Raw genomic sequence first — 17618 nt, 5'->3', positions numbered from 1 at the left:
ACGTTACTGGCCGGTAAGCGGAATGTGAACCGCCCGGGTCAGCGGCCGGTGAAGTCCGGCCGGCGTTTCTCGACGAAGGCCGCCATGCCCTCCCGCCGGTCGTCGGTGGCGAACAGCGCGGCGAAGAGCTGGCTCTCCCAGGCCAGGCCGGAGGTGAGGTCCATGTCCAGGCCGCCGTCGACCGCCAGCTTCGCCGCCCGCAGGGCCTGCACCGGACCGCTCAGGTACGGCGTGACCAGCTCGACGGCGGTCGCGTACACCTCGGCCGCCGGGGCGACCCGGTCGGCCAGACCGATCCGCAGCGCCTCCTCGGCGTCGACCATCCGACCCGACATGATCAGATCCTTGGCCCGGGCCGGGCCGACCAGGCGGGCCAGCCGCTGGGTGCCGCCGGCACCCGGGATGACACCGAGCCTGATCTCCGGCTGGCCGAGCTTGGCGTCGGCGGCCACCACCCGCCAGTCGCAGGCCAGGGCCAGCTCACAACCGCCACCGAGGGCGTACCCGGTGATCGCCGCGACCACCGGCTTGGGGATCCGGGCGATCGCGCCGAGGGCGCTGGAGAGGTCGGCCGCCCGACCGGCCATGTCCACGTAGGACATGTCGGCCATCTCCTTGATGTCCGCGCCGGCGGCGAAGACCTTCTCCCCGCCGTACACGATGACGGCGCGGACCCCGGGATCGGCGGTGGCCGCCGTGGCGGCGGCCCGCAACTCCTCCTGGACCTGAGTGTTCAGCGCGTTCATCGGCGGCCGGTCCAACCGGATGGTGCCGATGCCGTCCCTGGTCTCCAGCCGCACGAACTCGCCCACGCCGCACCTCTCGCTTCCTCGTCGAAGTCGTGCCAACCTTACGGCCCGGATCGTTGCAGACGTAGTGTGGTGTCAGCCCCAGCCTGCGGAGATGCGATGACCACGTACTACGACGACCGGGGCGTCCGGGTCACCACCACCGCGATCCGGGTGCACGAGCGGACCTTCCCGTTGGCCGAGATCAGCGCGGTGTGGCACCGGCAGGGCAGTCGGTCCTGGCGGGTGCTGGCCGGCCGGGGCGCGCTCGGCGCGGCGCTGGCCGCTCCGCTGGTCGCCGCGCTGCTCGGCATCGCGTTGGCGCTCTGGCTGGACCGCTCCCCGACCGTCACCGTCGCCATCGTCGGTGCGGCCACCCTGGTCGGCCTCGGCGTCGGCCCGCTCGCCGACTTCCTCTTCGAGTACCTGGACCGCTCCTACGCGCGCGGCAGCCGGGAGCGCGAGCTGTGGGTCCGCTGGCGGGGCACCCCGGTACGGCTGCTGACCACCCCGGACGCGTTGCGCTTCGGGCAGATCTACCGGGCCGTGCAACGGGCGGTGGAGCAGCAGCCGGCCCCGCGCCCCTGAGGTGTCGACGGTCGGACCGCTCGCCGGGCGGCGGATTCGCCCGGCAGTGGTTAGGCTTAGTGATGACCCTCTATTACCGGGACGACGCGGTGCAGGTGACCTCCGAGTCGATCCGGTCCGGTGGCCTGGCCGTCCCGATCGACGAGGTGACGTACGTCTGGCACGCGCGGGGGCGCAAGACCCTCGCCGTCCGGGGCCGGGTGCTCGGCCGGGGCGTGCTGGTCCTGCTCCTGTCGTTACCACCACTGGTCGCGCTGGTCTGCGTGGTCTCCCTGCTCTGGTCGGCACAGGACCGGGGCAACTGGACCACGGTGTTGATCATCCTGGCCACCTTCGCGGTCGGTGCCCTGGCCCTGACCCCCTTCCTGGAGCTGCCGCTGAGCTGGCTCGACCGCTCCTACGAGCGCGGCAACCAGGTGCAGGAGCTGTGGGTGCAGCACCTGGGCCGGGAGGTGATGCTGTTGCGCACCCCCGACGCGCTGCGGTTCGGGCAGATCTACCGGGCCGTGCAGCGCGCCATCGAGCAGCGGGGAGAACGGTGACCCGCCGGGTGGGCCGGACCGGCCGGCCCGGCGCACACTGGGTGTCATGGCGATCCCCCTTCCCCGGCCGGCCGCGATGGTCGGCCTCACCCGCTCCGCCGTCGACCAGGCGCTCGGTTCGGCCGCGTCCCTCGCCGCCGTGCCGACCCGCGCCTTCGCGGTGCTCGACGGCGTGGACGCGCTGCTGACCCGGATCAACGGGGTGGTGGACCGGATCGAGCAGACCCTGGAACGCACCGACCGGGTGCTCGACGACGCCGAGACAGCGGTGCGCGAGGTGGCGGTGATCAGCGCCGCGGCGACCACCGCGATCCAGAACGCCACCACGGTCGCCACCGCGGCGGCGGTGGTGGTCGGCGAGGCGGAGCGGGTCTCGGCCGCCGCGGCCGTGGTGGTGGCGCAGGCCGAGCAGGTGTCCACCCGGGCCCGGACCGTGGTGGACCGCGCCGACGAGGTGGCCTCGGCCGCCGGTGGCGTGGTGAGTCGGGCCGACGGGGTGGCCTCGGCCGCCGGCACGGTGGTGGCCGAGGCGCAGACGGTGGCCGGGTCGGCGGCCGGCACGGTCGCCACCGCCCGGGACGCCGCGTCGACCGCCGCCGAACTCCTCGCCGCCTACGAGGCGACGCTGCGGCGGGCCGCCCCGATGGCGGGCCGCTTCGTCGAGCAGCTCAGCCACGAGGAGGTGACCGCCGCGATCCGCCTGGTCGACGAGTTGCCCAAGCTCAAGGAGCACCTCACGGCGGACATCCTGCCCATCCTGGCCACCCTCGACCGGGTCGGTCCGGACCTGCACGAGCTGCTCGACGTGACCCGCGACCTCAAGCTCGCCGTGGCCGGCGTCCCCGGCCTGGGGATGCTGCGGCGGCGGGGCGAACGGCTCACCGACGACAACGCCCGCTGAGCCGGCCGACCGCCGGCCCGGGGCGGGCGGTCAGGCGCGGTCACACCGGGGCGGGGCGGTCAGGCCGGGGCGACGCCGGGGCGGCGCAGGTCGTCGACCTCGACCACCTCCCGGCCGAGCGGCCAGAAGGCGGCCGGCACCAGCTTGAAGTTGGCCACCCCGAACGGGATGCCGATGATGGTCAGGCAGAGCGTCACCCCGGCCACCACGTGGCTCAGCGCCAGCCACCAGCCGGCCAGCACCACCCAGAGCACGTTGCCCAGCCCCGAGCCGAGCCCGACGCCCGGCTTCGGGACCAGGGTCCGGCCGAAGGGCCAGAGCGAGTACACGGCCAGCCGGAGCGAGGCCACCCCGAACGGGATCGTCACCACCAGGAGGAAGCACACCAGGGCGGCGACACCGTATCCGATCGCCAGCACCAGGCCGCCGCCGAAGATCAACCAGAGGACGTTCAGCAGGAAACGCATGCCCCAATGGTGCCCGGTGGGATCAACCGGACGAGGCGTACAGCTCGTCGATCTCGGCCCGCCGGGGCAGCGCCACCGACGCGCCGAGCCGGCGTACGCAGGCCGCACCGGCCGCCGCCGCCCAGCGGACCGCGTCGACGATCTCTCGCCCCTCACCCCAGGCCACCGCCAGCGCACCGGTGAAGGCGTCCCCGGCCGCGGTGGAGTCGACCACGTCGACGCGTACCGCCGGGACGTGCACGGCCAGCCCGTCCCGGTCGCCGTACCAGGCGCCCCGGCCGCTGAGCGTGAGCACCGCGCGGGGCACCAGCTCCAGCAGGGCGTACGGGTCGCCTGCGCGGCCGGTCAGCAGCTGCGCCTCGGTCTCGTTGACCACCAGCAGGTCGACCGCGTCGAGCAGCTCCGGCGGCACCGACCGGGCCGGCGCCGCGTTCAGCACCACCCGGGTGCCGGCCTCCCGGGCGGCCAGCGCCGCCTCGGTCACCGTCGCCACCGGGATCTCCAGCTGCGCGACCAGGACATCGGCCTGGCGTACGCAGGTCAGCTCCCCCTCGGTGAGCCCGGTGAACGCGCCGTTGGCGCCGGGGGTGACCAGGATCGCGTTCTCCCCGTCGGCGCCGACCATGATCAGGGCTACGCCGGAGGCCCCGTACACCACCCGCAGGTGGCTGGTGTCCACCCCGGCGGCGGCGATCCGGGCGCGCAGGGTCACCCCGAAGGCGTCGGAGCCGATCGCGCCGAGGAAGGCACAGGACGCGCCGGCGCGTACCGCGGCCACCGCCTGGTTGGCGCCCTTGCCGCCGGGCACCATCACGAAGTCGTCGCCGAGCACCGTCTCGCCGGGCCGGGGCAGGCTGGGCGCGGTGGCCACCAGGTCCATGTTGGCGCTGCCCACGACGGCAACCCTGGGCTGCTCCACGGTCAGGCGGCGCGGGCGGCGAAGCGGGCGCCGTGCCGGTCCACGGTCAGCGGCAGGCCGAAGGTCTTCGACAGGTTGTCAGCGGTGAGCGTCTGGTCGAGCAGCCCCTGGGCGACCACCTGGCCGTCGCGCAGCAGCAGCGCGTGGGTGAAGCCCGGCGGGATCTCCTCCACGTGGTGGGTGACCAGCACCAGCGCGGGCGCGTCCGGGTCCTGGGCCAGCTCGGCCAGGCGGGCCACCAGGTCCTCGCGACCACCCAGGTCGAGCCCGGCGGCCGGCTCGTCGAGCAGCAGCAGCTCCGGGTCGGTCATCAACGCCCGGGCGATCTGCACCCGCTTGCGCTCGCCCTCGGAGAGGGTGCCGTACGCCCGGTCGGCCAGCGAGCCCACGCCGAGCTGCTCCAGCAGGGCCCGGGCCCGCCGCTCGTCGCCGGTGTCGTACTCCTCCCGCCAGCGGCCGACCACCGACCAGGCGGCGGTGACCACCACGTCGCTCACCCGCTCCTCGGCCGGCACCCGCTCGGCCAGCGCGGCGGTGCTCAGCCCGATCCGGGTCCGCAGCTCGTTGAGGTCGGTGCGGCCGATCCGCTCACCGAGCACGTGGGCGGTGCCGGTGGTCGGGTAGAGCCGGCCGCCGGCCAGGTTGAGCAGGGTGGTCTTGCCCGCGCCGTTGGGCCCGAGCACCACCCAGCGCTCGTCCAGCTCGACCCGCCAGTCCACGTCGTGCAGCAGCGCGGTGCCGGAGCGGCGTACCCCGACACCATCGAGGCTGACCACCAGGTCGGCGTCCACGGACGACGATGCGGATGCGGCACCACCGGCGCCGGAGATCAGGTCAGTGTGCACCCGCCCATCCAATCACGCCCGCCGGGTCGCCCCCCACGGGCAAGGCGGCGGCCCTAGTCTGGAGCGCCGTGTCATTGATCACCACAACCGGAGGACGGTCCATGTCGTCACGGAGCAGCGGGCTGCCCGGATGAGCCCGGTCATCGAGATCTCCGGCCTGCGCAAGACGTTCCGCAGTCTGCGGCACGGTCGGCGGATCGCGGTCGACGGCTTCGACCTGCGGGTCGAGCCGGGGCAGATCCACGGGTTCCTCGGGCCGAACGGGTCCGGCAAGACCACCACGTTACGGGCGTTGCTCGGCCTGGTCCGCGCCGACGGCGGGCAGATGTCCGTGCTCGGCGCGCGGGCCCCGTACGACCTGCCCCGGGTGGCCGGTCGGGTCGGTGCGATCGTGGAGAGCCCACAGTTCTTCGGCAACTTCACCGCGCACCGCACGCTGCGGCTGCTCGCTCTGGCCGGCGGGGTGCCGACCAGCCGGGTGGACGAGGCGCTGGACCTGGTGGGCCTGCGTGAACGCGGCCACGAACGGGTCCGGGGCTACTCGCTCGGCATGCGGCAGCGACTCGCCGTGGCGTCGGCCCTGCTCAAGGATCCGGAGCTGCTGATCCTCGACGAGCCGGCCAACGGGCTGGACCCGGCGGGCATCCGGGAGATGCGGGACCTGACCCGGTCCCTGGCCGCGACCGGGGTGACCGTGCTGATCTCCAGCCACATCCTCGCCGAGATCCAACTGATCTGCGACCACGTCACGATCATCTCCGACGGCCGTCAGGTGGCGGCCGGGCGGGTGGACGACGTGCTGGCCGGCTTCGACCGGCACGAGATCCGGGTCGGGGTGGCCGAGCCGGACCGGGCCGCCGAGCTGCTGCGCGGCGCCGGCCTGGCCGTCGAGACGTACCCGGACCACCTGGTCGTCGGCGCGGTGGCGGACCCGGAACTGATCGCCCGGACCCTCGGCGAGCAGGGCGTCTGGGTACGTGAGCTGACCCCGCTCCGCCCCGACCTGGAGAGCGCCTTCCTGGAGCTGACCGGGGCCCCGACGGATCCGCTGCTGCCCCGGCAGCACCCCGGTGAACCCGTGATCGACCTCGGTACGCCCACCCACCCGGCCACGGAGGTCGACGCGTGAACCTCGTCCGTGCCGAGCTGGAGCGGCTGGCCTCCCGCCGCTTCGTCCAGCTCATGATCGTGCTGTTGGTGCTCGCCTTCGGGGTGACCGCGACGACCACCGTGATCAGCTCGCACCGCCCGAGTGACGCCGAGGTGCAGGAGGCCCGCACGCAGGCCGCGCAGGAGATCCGGGCCATGGAGCTGGAGTACGAGCGCTGCGTCGCGGTACGACGCGGCGCGACCCTGCCCGGCGAGGAGCCGGAGGACTACCCCGCCGAGTGTTCGGTGCTCGACCCGGGCCAGCGGGACCGGTTGCCGGTCGCCGCGGACCATCTCAGCGGTGTGTTCACCTTCGCCGACGAGGCCCGGGGACTGCTGTACTTCCTCGTCGCCTTCCTGGTGCTGTTCGGTTTCCTGGTCGGCGCCTCGTACATCGGGGCCGACCTGAACTCCGGTGGGGTGGTCAACCTGCTGCTGTGGCGGCCCCGCCGGTTGACGGTGCTCACCGCCAAGCTCGGCACCCTGCTCGGCGCGGTCCTGCTGCTGTCGCTGGTCGCCTCGGCCGGTTATCTCGGCACGTTCTGGTTGATCGGTCAGTCCGCCGGGCTGCCGGGCAACCTCGACGGGGAGTTCTGGCAGTCGCTGGCCACCCGGCACGGCCGGGGGCTGGTGCTGGTGCTGCTGGCCACCGTCCTGGGCTTCGCGCTGGCCACCCTGGGGCGGCACACCGCGGCGGCGCTGGGCACGGTGGCGGCGTACGCGGTGGTGTGGGAGCTGGGCGCCCGGCTGGTGATGGAGCTGGTGGACGTCCGTCAGGTCGACAGGTGGATGCTCTCCAGCCACCTCATCGCCTGGTTGACCGGCCGGTACGCGTTCTGGGGCGAGATGGTCTGCGGCCCGGACGGCTGCACCGGCGAGTTCGTGCTGACGGCCCGCACGGCGCTGGTGGTGCTGCTCGGGCTGACCGGTGGGCTCTGCCTGGCCGCGTTCGCCGCCTTCCGCCGCCGGGACCTGATCTGAACGGCGGAAGCCGGGCCCTGATCTGAGCGCGGCGGAGCCGGGACCTGAGCCGGGCGGCGGGTCAGCCGACCGTGGAGCCGAACACCTCGTCGCGGACCGCGTCCAACGCGGTCCGCAGCGCACCCTGCAGGATCGGCTCCTCGGTCAGCCCGGTGGCCACCACCCGGGGCGTGACCAGCGTGATCGCGGCCACCTCGTGCTGCACCCGGTCGGCCAGCGCCGCCCCGCCGGCCTGGCCGATCTCACCGGCCAGGACCACCAACGGCGGGTCGAGCACCACGCAGGTGCTCGCCACGCCGAGGGCCAGCCGGCGGGCCAACTCGTCGAGGAACGCCTCCCCGGCCGCACCGGCCGTGGTGGCGGCGCGTACCGCGTCGGCGGCGCTGGGCGCGTCGAGGCCGTGTTCGCGGGCCACCTCCCGGACCGCGTCGGCGGCGGCGAGCTGCTGGAACGCCGGCTTGGCCCGGCGGGACACGTCCCGGGGGATCGGCACCCCGGGCACCGGAAGGTACCCGATCTCGCCGGCCGCGCCGTTGCTGCCGTGGTGCAGCCGGCCACCGAGCATGATCGCCAGGCCGACACCGGCGCCGGCCCAGATCAGGGCGAAGTCGCCGACCCCGCGCGCCGCACCGGACTGCGCCTCGGCGACCGCCGCGAGGTTGACGTCGTTCTCGAAGACCACCGGGGTGTGCAGGTCGTCCCGGAGCGCGGCGAGCAGGCCCCGGTGCCAGCGCGGCAGGTTGAAGGCGAAGGTGATGTCGCCGGTGCCGGGGTCGACCAGGCCGGGGGTGCCCAGCACGATCCGCCGGACGCCGGCCAGTTCCGCCCCGGCGCTGGCGACCGCCTGGACCACCGCGTTGTGCACCACGCCCACCGGGTCGTCGGTGTCCCGGGTGGACTGCTCGACATGGCCGACCACCGCGCCGGTGATGTCGGCGCAGGCGGCCACCACCCGGTCCGGGCCGACGTCCACCCCGACCACGTACGCGCTGCCCGGGCGGACGGCGTAGAGCTGGGCGTTCGGCCCGCGTCCACCGGCCTGCTCGCCGACCCGGGCGACCAGCCCCCGCTCCTCCAGCCGCTCGACCAGCTGCGAGGCGGTCACCTTGGACAGCCCGGTCAGCTCACCGATCCGGGCCCGGGTGAGAGGGCCGCGTTCGAGTAGCAACTCCAGCGCCGCGCGGTCGTTGAGTGCCCGCAGCAGGCGGGGCGTACCGGGCAGCCGGGTCGTACTCATGCTGTGTCCTCTGGTTTTCGTAAAATCCGATGACCGCGCGCCGCCGGGCGGGCGGTGCCCAAAGCGTAACGGCCGCCCGGTGACCGGCCGGGCCGCCAGGTGGACCGGGGAGGGGGTACGGGTGGATCCAGGGTTGCGCCGGTTGGTGCTCGGCACGCTGCTCGCCGCGTACCCCGGGCCGGTACCGCCGGACTGGGCGGTCGGGCTGGTCGCCGACGGGCTGGCCGGGCACGTCCTGTTCGGCCGCAACGTGCACACCCCGGAGCAGGTCGCGGCGAGCACCGCCGCGCTGCGGGCCGCCCGCGCCGACGTCCTGGTCGCGATCGACGAGGAGGGTGGGGACGTCACCCGGCTGGCGCACGCCACCGGCAGCCCGTACCCGGGCAACGCCGCCCTCGGCGTGGTCGACGACCCGACGCTCACCCGCCGGGTGCACGAGGCGATCGGGTCCGAGCTGGCCCGGCTCGGCATCGGCGTGAACCTGGCCCCGACTGTCGACGTCAACACCGCCGACGACAACCCGGTGATCGGTACCCGGTCGTTCGGGGCCGATCCGGCCCGGGTGGCCGCGCACTCGGCCGCGGCGGTGCTCGGGCTGCAGGCCGCCGGGGTGGCCGCCTGCGCCAAGCACTTCCCCGGCCACGGCGCGACAGTCGTCGACTCGCACCACGAACTGCCCACCGTGGACGTCTCGCCGGCGGTGCTGCGCGAGCGCGACCTGCCGCCGTTCGCCGCGGTGGTGGCGGCCGGCAGCCGGGCCGTGATGACCGCGCACATCCGGGTGCCCCGGCTCACCGGCGACGACCCGGCCACCTTCAGCCGGGCGGCCCTGGTCGACCTGCTGCGCGGCGAGTACGGCTTCACCGGCACGCTGGTCACCGACGCGCTGGAGATGCGGGGCGCGGCGCTGGCCGCCGGTGGGATCGGGCCGGGCGCCGTCCGGGCGCTGGCCGCCGGGGCGGACCTGCTCTGCCTCGGCGCGCGGGTCGACGCCGCGCTCGTCGAACGGGTGGTCGGGGAGGTCGTCGACGCGCTCACCGACGGTCGGTTGGACCGGGCCCGCGTCGAGCAGGCCGCCGCCCGCACCGCCGCCCTCGCCGCGCCCGTCCCGGCCACCGCCGCAGCACCCGAGCCCGATCTGGGGTACGCCGCGGCACGCCGCGCGGTGCGGGTGGAGGGGACCGTCGCCGGGCTGGCGGACCCGCTGGTGGTGCAGGTGCACGCCGCCTCGACCGTCGCCGAGGGACGGGTCCCCTGGGGGCTGGGGCCGCACCTGGCCGACGCCGAGCAGGTCCGGGTGGTCGCCGCCGACGCCGACCCGGCCGCGCTGCGGCAGCTCGCCGGGGACCGGCCGATCGTGCTGGTCGGCCGGCACCTGCACCGGGTTCCCGGCGGGTCGGCGCTGGTCGAGGCGTTGGCCGCCACCGGACCGGTGACGGTTGTCGAGCTGGGCTGGCCGGGCGGTTGGCGGCCGAGCGGCGTCCGGGCGTTCGTCACCACGTACGGGGCCAGCCACGCCAACGCTCGGGCGGCGGCGGAGGTGCTCGGCCTGGCCACCGACCGGGGGCGCTGATCCGGCTCAGTCCGGGTACACGCCGTAGGCCCGCCAGCCCCGGTCCGGGAAACCCGCCGCCTCGGCCACCCGCGCCGAGGCCAGGTTGCCGACGTCGTGCAGGTAGGTAGGCACCGCTCCCTCGTCGAGCACCCGCCGGGCGGCCTGGGCGACCAGCCGTCGGGCCAGCCCCCGGCCCCGGGCGTCGGGCACCGTGCCCACCGCCAGCTCGTGCCCGTACGCGTCGTGCCGTTTGATGCCCACCCCGGCCAGGTACCGGCCGTCGACATCCCGCACCACCAGCACGTCCCGGTCGAACAGCCGCAGCCAGTGGGGCAGCCCGGGAGCCGTCGGCGGGGTCCACCGGCCGGCGTCGGGCAGCCGCGCCGGGGACCGGGTCCACCGGAAGGCACCGTCGTGGACCGTCCAGGCCGGGTAGCCGACCGCCTCGGGCAACCCCGGCAGGAACCGCCGCGCCGGCACCCCGACCAGCGCCCGGACCGCGACTACCCGGTCCGGCGGCACGGAAAGCACCGTGACGCCCTCGGCGGCGACGGCGAGCGCCGGCCGGGCCCGGCCGTCCCAGGCCGGTCGGGCCCGCCGGGGCGAGCCGACCACGTGCCGTCCGGGACCGGCCGGCCACTGCCCCAGCCAGGTCACCAGGTGCAGGAACAACCGCCGATCGAACACCCGCAGTCACCTCACCGAAACATGTCGGCCCGCCGGCCGGCGTACTGGACCCGTGCCCCGGATCATCCCCCGGATCGGCGTGACGGCGGGGGAGGTCGGCCGATCGGGCAGGTCCAGGCGATTGCCGGCGCGCACCAACGGTGCAGCCGTACCGTGCTTCGTCGACGTTGCGGGTTGGTGACAAAGGCGACTTCGGGGAACCAGAAACATCGACCGAGCGTCATATTCATTTTCATACATGGACAACTTTCTCTGGGACGGTAAAGGGCATGCCGAATCAGCCGAACGAGCGGTACCAGCAGGACACCGGGCACCTCTGGCGGGAGCCGGAGTCGACCGGGCGGCTCCCGGCGCAGCCGCCGTACCATCGCGTCCGCACCTCGCGTGGCCCGAACGCCGCGCTCTCCTGGCACGAGCTGAACAAGCTGCCGGCCGGCAGGTCCGCCCCGGGCGGCCTGCCCCGGGCCAGCTGATCCGGCCGAAGTGGAACCGGCGACACTCCCGGGCGGCGCACCCCACGGTCTTCGCACACCTGTCGGGTAACTTCTCCTGGTCCGAGAAACGGTGTACGACAGGAGAAGCTCCGCGCATGGGCAAGAAGACGATCCACGTCTCCGACTTCACTGGCACGGTCCTGCAAGCCGACGACGAGGTGGTCCGCGTCGTCGTCCTGGAGCACCCTGACCTGGTCGCCGGCCCTGTGCAGCTGGACGCCACCCCGGCCGAGATCGAGAGCATCGACGACGCCGCGCTGGACGTCGCGGTGGTCGAGGTCCACGACCGGCACGGCGGCGACGAGCCGCGTCGGGTGGTGCTCACCGCCAGTGAGTTCGACGCGATGGCTACCGACACGCCGATGGCCCAGTTGCTGCGTACCGCCGAGCGGGTCAAGCCGCCCCGGGCCCGCAAGGGCGCCGAGAAGATCGACTACGGCACCGTCGAGCACGCCGGCAAGCCGCACCGGGGCCGGGTCACCGAGGAGGAGGCCCGGATCGTCCGCGACCAGCTCGACGAGGTCAACAAGCGCCTCGCCGACGCCGGTCTGCGGCAGGTCGACCCGACCGACCCGGAGCACGCCAGCCGGTACGGCTTCCCCACCCCGGCCTGACCCCACCCGCGTCACCCCGCGTCAACCCGTCAGCCCCGACCGCCCGTCGTGCCGCACCCCGGCGCGGCGGGCGGTCGCCGTACGCGGGAAACGTTTGATTACTTCGATGAGCTTCGATACATTTCGGGCGTCCGGGGAATGCGCTTGCCACCACCACCGCCAGCGCTCCCACCCTGCCGCGAAGCACCCGGAGGAGCATCCATGGCGCTCTCGACCCGCAGCAGACCCGCCCACCGCCGACGACTCACCCTGGCGGTCGCGACCGCGCTGACCCTCGTCGGGGTCGGCACCCTCGTCGCACCGACCCCCGCCACGGCCGCGACGGTCAACCCCAACCGCACCGCCGCGGCCGCGACTGTCGACCCCAACACCAACCCCGTCGCCAACGCCTGCGGCAGCGGCTCGTTCAACGCCGAGGCCGTGCTCAACGGCGGCACCTGGACCGCCCGCAACGGCAGCAGCACCGTCTACACCGGCGGCGACATGCGGGCCGCCGTGCAGGCCGCGATCGGCAGCCTCAGCGCCGGCCGGACCAGCAAGCAGCGGGTAGTCGTCCGGGGCTCCGGCACGATCAGCGCCAACTCCCGGATCTCACTGCCCAGCTACACCACGATCGACGTCTGCGGCACCATCAACGTCACCGGCTCCGGCTCCGGCGACCAAGCGCCGATCTACTCCCGCGGCACCACCCAGGTCGAGGTGCAGAACCTCGCCGTCACCGGCGCGCCGCTGTACGGGATCTTCCTGCGCAACGTCACCGACGTCGTCCTCGGCCAGATCGACATGCGGCTCTCCGGCGGCCTCGGCGTCCGCATCGACAACCGGGGCGACACCAGCCAGTGGTCCCGCAACATCCGGATCGACAACGTGTACGTCTCCGGCGCCAGCTCGCACGCCGTCGAGACGTACGGCGTCGACGGGCTGACCGTCGGCACGGTGACCGCCCGCAACGTCGGCGAGTCCGGCCTGCTGCTGAACCAGACGATCAACGCCACGGTCAACACCGTCGACGCGGAGAACGCCGGCACCGGCACCGGGTACGCCGCCTTCCGGATGGCCAACCGCAACGGCCGGATCGGCTCCAACTACCCGACAAACATCCGGGTCGGCACGGTCAAGGCACGCGGCGGCGGCCGGGGCATCTTCTGCGTCTCCGAGTCCGGTGGCGCCAGCATCGACCGGGTCGACATCGCCAACACCGGCAACAACGCCATCCTGATCGAGAACTGCTACGGGGTGAACATCGCCGCGAACGGCGGCACGATCAGCGGCGGCGGCGAGGTCCGGCTCGCGGCGCGAACCGAGTTCCCCGGCAACCGGGACATCGTCCTGCGCAACTTCACCCTGGTCAACAGCCGGATCCGGGAGAGCCCCTGCACCACCAACCTGACCATCAGCAACATCACCCTGAACAACTCGACGATCAACCGCTGCTGACCGGGGCCTGCCCGGGTACACAGGTAAGAGCGGCCCCGCCCCGCCTCGTCGGGGGCAAGGCGACCTTGCCCGCGACGGTTCCTTCCGGTGATGCCGTGAATCACCGGACCGACCTACCCGCAGCCGGCAACACCACGTTCACCCGCAGCGGATACCCGACCTACATCGCAGCAGAAGTTCGCTCACAGTCCTTCAACTGCCCCACCGACAATGGCAACTGGGTATTCACGTAACGCCTGGTAACGGTAGTCGATGCGGTCACAATGAGGGCCGGGGTTCGTCGGGCCCCAGCCCTCACCAGAGGTGGCAACCATGGCCGACTCGGAGACCAGCGCCGGAGGCTGGCACGACGTGCCGCTGCTACCTGCGTCGCTGGCTCCCACAGACGGCCACGAATGGTTCGAGCTGCCCGAGAGCACCTGGGGCGCGCTGGTCGGCTGGACCGCCGGCACTGCCAGGATGGCCCGCGTCCCAGACCGTGTGGAATCGCACTCCACGGTCACCACGACGAACGGCCCGGCCGGCGACGAACGGCAGGTGCGGCCGCGCACGGCGGATGAGCAGGCCGATGTCGACGCCACCATCAACGAGTACCTGCAAGCCTGCGGGGCCCCGGCCCGCCCTCCTGGGTACCGGTGGTTCCTGCGCCTCCCGACCGGGTACAGCGAGGCCCGGTTGTGGGCCGAGGTCAACGAGGCCCTACCCCCGTCGGCAATCAATCCGGCCGACGTCGCGTCCCGAATCACCCAAATTGTGTCCGGGATGTACGCGGACGTTGGCCGGTAGCTGCCCCTCCTGTTTCGGAGCAAGTGGAAGCAAGAGTCTGACTCTTGGCCGGACGCTCGGGCCGTTGTCACGTCCGGTTCAAGGCAGTGGATGATCAAGGTACCGGCCAGCGACACCCACGGGGTCCGGACGGCGCCGGGTGAGAGTGTCCGGATTTACCGTCCGGTTCTCGGTCTCGGCGGTGTCTGTGGGTTTCCCTCCGCCGGACGTACTGCTGGTGAGGATGGAGTGGGGCGGCTTGACGGGCGTCGCGTCTGCCGCCCTCCGGATGATGAGGTGGCAAGGTGACCAACCACGACGAGGCGGCGGCTGTCCGACCGTTGACACTGGCGTGGGTGAGCCGGCACCTGGAGGTCGGCGAACGGATCGTCAGGACCACGGTGCTGCATGGCGGCATAACTGCCGAAATGCGGAGGCTGACCATCGGCACGCGCGACCGAAGCACCCGTGACCTGGTGCTACGGAGCTTCGCCGACCCGTCCTACGTGGGACACGCCGAGGACTGGCTGAACCGGGAGGCCGACGCCCTGTCCCTGCTCGCGGGGACCGGCGTGCCGGCTCCTGGACTACTCGCGGTTGATCCGACCGCCACCCACTGTGAACATCCATCGCTGCTGATGACACATCTACCCGGCCGGACGGTCCTCGAGAACGAGGGACTGGAGACACGCGTTCCCCTGCTGGCCCGTCAACTCGTGGCGATCCACGCGTTGCAACCCGCCCAGCGGCCCCAAAAGTACGTGACGTTGACGACCGCCGACACCGTCGTGACTCCGGACGGCGCCGACGTGGCGGCATGGGCCGCGGCGATCGACGTGATCCGCAGGCCCGCACCGCCCTGTGAAGGGCGTTTCCTGCACCGCGACTTTCAACCCGGCAACGTGCTGTTCGACCTGCCGCCCACCAGGCCGGCAGGTGCCCAGCTCACCGGCGTCGTCGACTGGGCAGCGGCCTCCTGGGGCCCGGCGGATCTCGATGTGGCGCACTGCTGCACCAATCTCGCGCTGCTGCACGGCCCAGCGTGGGGTCCGCGGTTCGCTCAGGCGTATGAGGAGGCCGGCGGGGTGCTGGCCGCCGCCGCGAGCGAGCGGTTGTACTGGCAGGTGCGGGACGCGCTGGCGTGCTCAGAAGAAGTGCAGGTGGTGGCGCAGCCATGGCGGGAAGCAGGCAGGACAGACCTGACGACGCGAGCCGTGAAGGAGCGGCTAGATGAATATGTCACCGCCCTGATGGACACGCTGGGCTGAGCCGAGTCGGGCCGGTCAATCTCTCCTGGCGGGACGTCGTGTTCCCGTCTTGCGAAAGATGGCGTGGGCGTGCGTGGTGGCGATGAGGGCGGTGTGTAGTACGCCCGTTCGAATGTTGGCGATAGCGATGGCCAGCGCACCGGGGGAACTGATGATCAGCAACATGATCCTGAACAACTTGACGATCAACCGGATCACCGGGTCTACGGCGGGGTGGAACACCAGCACCGGATCACCCCGGTGTGCGCGGGGAGGAGCCTCAGGCCGCCCCACCGGAGGAGCCCTCTGCTCCGTCAGGAATGCCGTCAGCGAGGTACACCGGGGAAAGGCGATCTCTTGCCTGGATGCCCGCGCGCACTCGCGGAGCGACACTCCGAGGAAGGCGTTCCTCGGCAGCCTGTGGCGTGAAGAAGCCGGCGTCCGACAGCTCTTGGCCGGGTAGGTTGACGCCGTCCAGATCCTTTATCACTCCGCAATCGAAGGTAAAGCTGACGAGAGCACGTGGCCGGTCACCGGCAGGAGACGCCCAGTCCACGATGAGCAGGGCACCCACGGCGATGACCAGACCTAGCTCCTCGTGGATCTCACGAGCGCAGGCACGGTGCGGATACTCACCCTCTTCGACGTATCCCCCCGGGAAGGCCCAGTGATCGCGGTAGGTGGGCTTGACGAGTAGCAGCTTGTCGGCGGGGTCGGTGATCCAGGCGGCTGCGGCGGCATGGAAGGCCGGCAGGTTGGCGTACCAGATGGCGGGGTCCGTCCAGGTCACGTGGTGACGGTAGCGGACACGTCCTGATCTGGCGGATGCCGTTACGCGCTCGGGGACTGCGTGGGGAGATTCTGAAGAAGCTCGTGAACCCGATTGTTGTTCTGGTGATCAGCGAGTTTGCTGGCGAGTTCACGAATGCGGCTGGTCACCCGGACCGAGTGGACGCTCGGTGCGAGATCGACCAGCCTGTTGCCCCATTCGCAGGCAGTATCAAGGTCCCCGGCGTGGGCGTGCGTGGTGGCGACGAGGGCGGTGTGCAGCACTCGCGTTCGGATGTTGGCGGTGGCGAGGGCCAGCGCACCGGGGGCATCGCGGAGCGCCTCCCGGTGCAGACCCAGGTCACTGAGACATCTGACGGTGGCCCCGGCGAGGTGGGCCGGGCTGAAGTACCCGGCCCATGACGGAACATCCTCGGCTGGCGCCTGATCGACGGCCCGTTCGGCTTTGGCGAGTGCCGCCCGACAGGAGCGCTTCTCGCCGGACCGACCGTAGGCGCTGGCGACGGTGGCGTAGAGCCGGACTTTCACTGCGGCGGGTGCGCGACCAGCCCCGTCGATCGCCGCCTGGGCCATCCGTACGGCGTCGTCAGCGTGCCCGAGATAGATGGCCTGAGTCGCCAGGTTGGCCAAAAGGTGAGCACCGAACAACCGGTCGTCGGCTGCCTTGGCCAGCCGAAGGGCGAGGGTGATCTGGTGTTGAGCAAAGCCCTGGTCGCCTGCGTCGTAGGACATGAAGGCCAACTGACCGGCGAGCACGGCGGCAGCGCGCATGAGATCACGGCCGACGGCGTCACAGTACGTGCCGTGCAGCATCGGGGTGACCTGCCGGACGAGGAGGTCGGCCAGGAGCGGCCGAGCACTCCGGGAACCGCCGCCGTGGCGTCGGTCCAGGTCGGTGAAGCGGTCTGCCAGCACGTACAGGGCTTGCACGTCGGCCCTGGTGACGGCATCCCGACCGCTGCGATTCACTGTCCGGTCAGGAGTGTCGTAACGCCACGAAAGAGCGGACTGCAACGCGGCACCGGCCTGGAAAGCCTTCCCGGCGCGGCCGCCCGGCTGCTTGGCGAGCATCGCCCAGAGCCGCTGAGCCGCTTCGATCGCCTGTGTGACAGATGCCGGATAGGCGGCGTCAGCGCAGGGGCCGGCTTCGGTGAAACCCAACTGATCACGGTCCACCGGACGGCCGATTCTGCGAGCCAGTACCTCGACCATGACAGCTTGCACGTCCTTGGCGGGGCGTCTCCCCCGCAACCACCAGTAGACGCTGGCGGCGTCGTACCGCCATGAGCCGTAGGCGCGACCTGCGTGGTTGACCTGACGGGCGAAGGTGGCGTGAGCGTTCTGGTAATCGGCTTCGCGCAGTAGTGCCTCAAGACCCGAGTTCGTGACCGGCCGCGCCATACCCCGCACCCCCAGAAGTCGGGTGACTACCAACGGTGATCAGCGTACGGGCTGCTTCGGTTCCGGATGGACCCCGCGCAATGCCACGCAACCCGAGGCGGATCGAAGCATCGGTGCGCAAGGCACGCCATCTGGTCGGGCGATCAACCGCCGGCTTCGCTGACAGCAGGAGCCCACGAGCACGTAGGCGGCCGTTGAATATCCAGTCCAGA

At 72.3% G+C, this 17618-nt stretch carries 20 protein-coding genes; 11 read left to right on the top strand and 9 right to left on the bottom strand.

Annotation, left to right across the window (positions count from 1 at the left end; translation table 11 throughout):
• Window positions 1-38 precede the first annotated feature (38 nt).
• Window positions 39-812, bottom strand: a complete 774-nt coding sequence (locus tag GA0070617_RS08045) for an enoyl-CoA hydratase-related protein (protein WP_091435389.1) — start codon at window positions 810-812, stop codon at window positions 39-41.
• A gap of 96 nt (window positions 813-908) precedes the next feature.
• On the opposite strand from GA0070617_RS08045, the gene GA0070617_RS08040 reads away from it, so the two are divergent.
• From GA0070617_RS08040 to GA0070617_RS08030, 3 genes are all read left to right on the top strand, one after another.
• Window positions 909-1376, top strand: a complete 468-nt coding sequence (locus tag GA0070617_RS08040) for a DUF6232 family protein (protein ID WP_091435388.1) — start codon at window positions 909-911, stop codon at window positions 1374-1376.
• A 62-nt stretch (window positions 1377-1438) separates the two neighbouring features.
• Entirely contained in the window at window positions 1439-1918 is a 480-nt protein-coding gene (locus GA0070617_RS08035) for a DUF6232 family protein (RefSeq protein ID WP_091435387.1), read from the top strand.
• Between the two features lie 46 nt (window positions 1919-1964).
• Window positions 1965-2819 (top strand): hypothetical protein, encoded by an 855-nt coding sequence (locus tag GA0070617_RS08030; RefSeq protein ID WP_091435386.1) that lies wholly within the window; start codon window positions 1965-1967, stop codon window positions 2817-2819.
• A 59-nt stretch (window positions 2820-2878) separates the two neighbouring features.
• Here the strand turns inward: GA0070617_RS08030 and GA0070617_RS08025 are convergent, their stop codons facing one another.
• Genes GA0070617_RS08025 through GA0070617_RS08015 form a run of 3 tightly spaced genes read right to left on the bottom strand, consistent with a single transcriptional unit; the run spans window position 2879 to window position 5050 of the window.
• The gene (locus GA0070617_RS08025) at window positions 2879-3286 is read right to left on the bottom strand and encodes a YccF domain-containing protein (protein ID WP_091435385.1); all 408 of its coding nucleotides are present in this window, start codon (window positions 3284-3286) and stop codon (window positions 2879-2881) included.
• 22 nt (window positions 3287-3308) lie between these two features.
• Complete coding sequence (locus GA0070617_RS08020) at window positions 3309-4205, bottom strand: ribokinase (protein WP_091435384.1); 897 nt, start codon at window positions 4203-4205, stop codon at window positions 3309-3311.
• Window positions 4206-4207: 2 nt separating this feature from the next.
• Window positions 4208-5050 carry an ABC transporter ATP-binding protein gene (locus GA0070617_RS08015; RefSeq protein WP_091435383.1) on the bottom strand — a complete coding sequence of 281 codons (843 nt, stop codon included), beginning with the start codon at window positions 5048-5050 and terminating at the stop codon, window positions 4208-4210.
• A 130-nt stretch (window positions 5051-5180) separates the two neighbouring features.
• Between GA0070617_RS08015 and GA0070617_RS08010 the strand changes: the two genes are divergently transcribed.
• Entirely contained in the window at window positions 5181-6179 is a 999-nt protein-coding gene (locus GA0070617_RS08010; RefSeq protein WP_091435382.1) for an ATP-binding cassette domain-containing protein, read from the top strand.
• Entirely contained in the window at window positions 6176-7180 is a 1005-nt protein-coding gene (locus tag GA0070617_RS08005) for an ABC transporter permease subunit (RefSeq protein WP_091435381.1), read from the top strand. Before GA0070617_RS08010 ends, GA0070617_RS08005 begins: the two co-directional genes overlap by 4 nt.
• Before the next feature lie 61 nt (window positions 7181-7241).
• On the opposite strand, the gene GA0070617_RS08000 is transcribed toward GA0070617_RS08005, so the two are convergent.
• Window positions 7242-8417 carry an ROK family transcriptional regulator gene (locus GA0070617_RS08000; protein WP_091435380.1) on the bottom strand — a complete coding sequence of 392 codons (1176 nt, stop codon included), beginning with the start codon at window positions 8415-8417 and terminating at the stop codon, window positions 7242-7244.
• 121 nt (window positions 8418-8538) lie between these two features.
• Between GA0070617_RS08000 and GA0070617_RS07995 the strand changes: the two genes are divergently transcribed.
• On the top strand, window positions 8539-9990 hold the full coding sequence (locus GA0070617_RS07995; RefSeq protein ID WP_229688170.1) for a glycoside hydrolase family 3 protein: 1452 nt from the start codon (window positions 8539-8541) through the stop codon (window positions 9988-9990).
• 6 nt (window positions 9991-9996) lie between these two features.
• On the opposite strand, the gene GA0070617_RS07990 is transcribed toward GA0070617_RS07995, so the two are convergent.
• A complete protein-coding gene (locus GA0070617_RS07990) occupies window positions 9997-10659 on the bottom strand; it encodes a GNAT family N-acetyltransferase (RefSeq protein ID WP_091435378.1) in 663 nt (220 codons plus the stop codon).
• Between the two features lie 269 nt (window positions 10660-10928).
• On the opposite strand from GA0070617_RS07990, the gene GA0070617_RS07985 reads away from it, so the two are divergent.
• From GA0070617_RS07985 to GA0070617_RS07965, 5 genes are all read left to right on the top strand, one after another.
• The gene (locus tag GA0070617_RS07985) at window positions 10929-11132 is read left to right on the top strand and encodes a hypothetical protein (RefSeq protein WP_091435377.1); all 204 of its coding nucleotides are present in this window, start codon (window positions 10929-10931) and stop codon (window positions 11130-11132) included.
• A 116-nt stretch (window positions 11133-11248) separates the two neighbouring features.
• Window positions 11249-11767: a hypothetical protein gene (locus tag GA0070617_RS07980; RefSeq protein WP_091435376.1), complete on the top strand. Its 519-nt coding sequence runs from the start codon at window positions 11249-11251 to the stop codon at window positions 11765-11767.
• 201 nt (window positions 11768-11968) lie between these two features.
• Window positions 11969-13204 (top strand): hypothetical protein, encoded by a 1236-nt coding sequence (locus tag GA0070617_RS07975; protein WP_091435375.1) that lies wholly within the window; start codon window positions 11969-11971, stop codon window positions 13202-13204.
• A 312-nt stretch (window positions 13205-13516) separates the two neighbouring features.
• Window positions 13517-13990, top strand: a complete 474-nt coding sequence (locus tag GA0070617_RS07970; RefSeq protein WP_091435374.1) for a DUF5956 family protein — start codon at window positions 13517-13519, stop codon at window positions 13988-13990.
• A 284-nt stretch (window positions 13991-14274) separates the two neighbouring features.
• Window positions 14275-15237, top strand: a complete 963-nt coding sequence (locus GA0070617_RS07965; protein ID WP_091435373.1) for a phosphotransferase family protein — start codon at window positions 14275-14277, stop codon at window positions 15235-15237.
• Between the two features lie 15 nt (window positions 15238-15252).
• Here GA0070617_RS07965 and GA0070617_RS07960 read toward each other — a convergent pair whose 3' ends face one another.
• From GA0070617_RS07960 to GA0070617_RS07950, 3 genes are read right to left on the bottom strand one after another with little or no spacing between them, the layout of a single operon-like run.
• A complete protein-coding gene (locus GA0070617_RS07960; protein WP_091435372.1) occupies window positions 15253-15465 on the bottom strand; it encodes a hypothetical protein in 213 nt (70 codons plus the stop codon).
• Window positions 15466-15496: 31 nt separating this feature from the next.
• Entirely contained in the window at window positions 15497-16006 is a 510-nt protein-coding gene (locus tag GA0070617_RS07955) for an NUDIX domain-containing protein (RefSeq protein WP_091435371.1), read from the bottom strand.
• 41 nt (window positions 16007-16047) lie between these two features.
• A complete protein-coding gene (locus GA0070617_RS07950; RefSeq protein ID WP_091435370.1) occupies window positions 16048-17406 on the bottom strand; it encodes an NsdA family TPR-like regulatory protein in 1359 nt (452 codons plus the stop codon).
• Window positions 17407-17618: the final 212 nt, after the last annotated feature.

The sequence above is a fragment of the Micromonospora yangpuensis genome (assembly GCF_900091615.1).
Lineage (GTDB): Bacteria > Actinomycetota > Actinomycetes > Mycobacteriales > Micromonosporaceae > Micromonospora > Micromonospora yangpuensis.
The sequence above is the reverse complement of the archived record's forward strand: the minus strand, read 5'-3'. Positions and strand labels throughout refer to the sequence as shown.

Bases quoted from the DNA above. Each gene is read 5' to 3' on its own strand.
- GA0070617_RS08040 (WP_091435388.1), top strand. From the start codon at position 909: ATGACCACGTACTACGACGACCGGGGCGTCCGGGTCACCACCACCGCG.
- GA0070617_RS08035 (WP_091435387.1), top strand. From the start codon at position 1,439: ATGACCCTCTATTACCGGGACGACGCGGTGCAGGTGACCTCCGAGTCG.
- GA0070617_RS08030 (WP_091435386.1), top strand. From the start codon at position 1,965: ATGGCGATCCCCCTTCCCCGGCCGGCCGCGATGGTCGGCCTCACCCGC.
- GA0070617_RS08025 (WP_091435385.1), bottom strand. From the start codon at position 3,286: ATGCGTTTCCTGCTGAACGTCCTCTGGTTGATCTTCGGCGGCGGCCTG.
- GA0070617_RS08010 (WP_091435382.1), top strand. From the start codon at position 5,181: ATGAGCCCGGTCATCGAGATCTCCGGCCTGCGCAAGACGTTCCGCAGT.
- GA0070617_RS08000 (WP_091435380.1), bottom strand. From the start codon at position 8,417: ATGAGTACGACCCGGCTGCCCGGTACGCCCCGCCTGCTGCGGGCACTC.
- GA0070617_RS07985 (WP_091435377.1), top strand. From the start codon at position 10,929: ATGCCGAATCAGCCGAACGAGCGGTACCAGCAGGACACCGGGCACCTC.
- GA0070617_RS07980 (WP_091435376.1), top strand. From the start codon at position 11,249: ATGGGCAAGAAGACGATCCACGTCTCCGACTTCACTGGCACGGTCCTG.
- GA0070617_RS07975 (WP_091435375.1), top strand. From the start codon at position 11,969: ATGGCGCTCTCGACCCGCAGCAGACCCGCCCACCGCCGACGACTCACC.
- GA0070617_RS07970 (WP_091435374.1), top strand. From the start codon at position 13,517: ATGGCCGACTCGGAGACCAGCGCCGGAGGCTGGCACGACGTGCCGCTG.
- GA0070617_RS07950 (WP_091435370.1), bottom strand. From the start codon at position 17,406: ATGGCGCGGCCGGTCACGAACTCGGGTCTTGAGGCACTACTGCGCGAA.